Source organism: Streptomyces graminilatus (assembly GCF_001418565.1).
Lineage (GTDB): Bacteria > Actinomycetota > Actinomycetes > Streptomycetales > Streptomycetaceae > Streptomyces > Streptomyces graminilatus.
The window spans coordinates 1-1484 of sequence record NZ_LIQQ01000825.1 but is presented as its reverse complement, the minus strand read 5'-3'; the positions used below and the strand labels follow the sequence as shown (position 1 = coordinate 1484).

The 1484-nt window shown below is 71.2% G+C and carries 1 protein-coding gene; it reads left to right on the top strand.

Features of this window, described 5'->3' with window-relative positions:
• Positions 1-1462: outer membrane protein assembly factor BamB family protein (locus tag AOK08_RS41915; protein WP_055535825.1), on the top strand; the 1462-nt coding region annotated here is incomplete at its 5' end.
• Positions 1463-1484: the final 22 nt, after the last annotated feature.

The following is a 1484-nucleotide window of genomic DNA, read 5'->3' as shown; positions in this document are numbered from 1 at the left end:
GCACTTCCCCGGCGCCGCCGTCCCGCCCGGCGGCGGCTCCCGTGGCCCCTTCAAGGGGCGGCCCGCGATGCTGCTCGCGGCGGCCCTCGCCGCGCTGCTCGTCATCGGGGGCACCGTGTACGCCGTGACCAGCGGTGGCGGGGGAGGTGGCGGCGGTGACGACGACAAGCCGACGGCCCGTCCGGGCGTCTCCGCGCCCGCCTCCGGATCCGGCCCCGCGGACGCAGACCAGGGCGGCGACGACGACCTCAACGAGGGGCGCAAGGCCGGCGAGGCGAAGGTGCTCTGGTCCAAGGACGCCCCGGACGCGCCCGCCTCCGGTGCCGACGCCGACGGCATGTGGATCACCGACAAGGTGGCCGTGAAGTCGGCCTACAAGCAGGTGTTCGCGTTCCGCGCCGGGACCGGGGACACCGCCTGGGGGCCGATCACCTTCCCGCAGAAGATCTGCGCCGTCACCCCACGGAAGTCGGCCGACGACAAGATCGTGGTCGCCTATATGAGCGGCGCCAGCGAACGCGCCAAGTGCAACAAGCTCCAGGTGCTCGACCTGAACACGGGTGCGAAGGGCTGGAACGCCGAGGTCGCCGACGGGGCGCTGTTCGACAGCGCGCTCAGCGTCGAGCTGACGCTCACCGGGACGACGCTGATGGTCGGGCGCTCCCAGTCCGGCACGGCGTACGACCTGACCACCGGCGCCAAGCTGTTCGACAAGGTCCGGTACGGGGCCGCCTGCTTCCCCGCCGCCTTCGCGGGCGGCACCAAGCTGATCGTCGTGTCGTCCTGCGGGGCGTCCACCTCCACCGAGCACGACGAGGTGCAGGAGCTGGACCCCAGGACCGGCGCGGCCCGCTGGACCCGGCCGATTCCCAAGGGCTGGGCGGTCGGGCGCACGTACTCCGTCGATCCGGTCGTCCTCTATCTCACCAACGAGGACAAGAAGTCGTGGAACATCTCCACGCTCAAGGCCGACGGCACCTTCCGTTCCGAGGTCTCCGTCGACGAGCCCTTCGCACCCGTGTGCGGCTGGGCGATCCTCGAACGCGCCCTCCAGGGCTGCCAGGGCGTCGCCACCGACGCCGAGAACCTCTATCTGCCGACCAAGGCGACGACCGGCGCCAACGAGATCGTCGCGATCGGCCTGGCCACCGGCAAGGAGAAGTGGCGCGTCAAGTCACCGGCCGAGGAGTCGATGCTGCCCATGAAGGTCGAGGGCGGCGCCCTCATCGCCTATGTCGAGCCGTCGTACGACGCGGGCGGCCAGGTCGTGTCGATCCCGGTCGGCGGCGCCGGCCACGCCCCGGCGACGCTGCTGAAGAACCCGGCGTCAGCCGCCGGCGCCGAGAACGGCTTCTTCTCCAAGGTGTACGACTGGGTCGACGGCCGCTTCTACCTCTCCACCACCCGCCTGAGCGGCAGGGACGAGGACAAGGAGAAGCTCATGCTCACCTTCGGCAAGTGAGCCGCCCGCCCACCCCTCTCCC